The organism is Dermabacter jinjuensis, from assembly GCF_902381725.1.
In the GTDB taxonomy this organism is placed as follows: Bacteria; Actinomycetota; Actinomycetes; order Actinomycetales; family Dermabacteraceae; genus Dermabacter; species Dermabacter hominis.
Genome location: NZ_LR698963.1, coordinates 671,172 through 671,903, shown reverse-complemented (window position 1 = coordinate 671,903; position 732 = coordinate 671,172). Strand labels below are relative to the sequence as shown.

Annotated in this window: 1 protein-coding gene; it reads right to left on the bottom strand. The window is 56.1% G+C overall.

Annotated features, from left to right (window positions below; genetic code table 11):
* A partial coding sequence (locus FXY94_RS10775) for a YPDG domain-containing protein (protein WP_016663546.1) occupies positions 1 to 732 on the bottom strand: 732 nt, incomplete at both ends.

Sequence of the window (732 nt, the reverse complement as noted above, 5' to 3'; positions counted from 1 at the left end):
GCCGTCCGGGAACGTCACCGTGATCTCACCGGTGTTCTCATCAATCTTGACCTCATAGCCCTCAGGAGCAGTGAAGCCGTCAGTGATCTTGAACTCCGAACCCTCAGGAGCCTTGACGTCCTTACCGTCCTTGCCAGTGAACGACGGGGACGACTTGGTCTCCTTGCCAGGAACAACCAGCTTGTCCTCATAAGCAGGCTCGTACTTCTTGCTATCAACCGCTTCGAGCTCTACGAACAGGTTGCCCGTGTTACCGGTGATCTCAACAGTTGCACCGTCACGAAGCTGGCTGTCTTCCTTGAGCTTCAGGTTGTCCTTGTTGACGTCATCGAGACCGGAAACGGATACCTTGTAGGTGCCCGCTGGAATATCTGCAAGACCAAAGTTCTGAACAACCGGGGAGCCCTTGGCACCACGCCAGGTTTCACCGTTGTCGTTGGACTTGAACTCGGTTCCGTCTTCCGCCGTCAGAGTGACAACAACGTCACGCACAGACTCCGGAAGCTCCTCGGCCGTCGTGTTGTCACCATCAGACTCGACAATACTGCCGTCAACCTTCACGCCAAACGTAACGCGCTGCGTCACCGGAGTCGCGTCCTTCTCAACCGTGACGGTGACGTCAACGTTGTCCTTCGAACCATCCGGGTAAGTCACCTCAACCGGAACGGTGATCTTGTCACCCGGCTTCGCATCCCCAGGGATGGTAACCGTGATCTCACCAGTGTCCTTGTC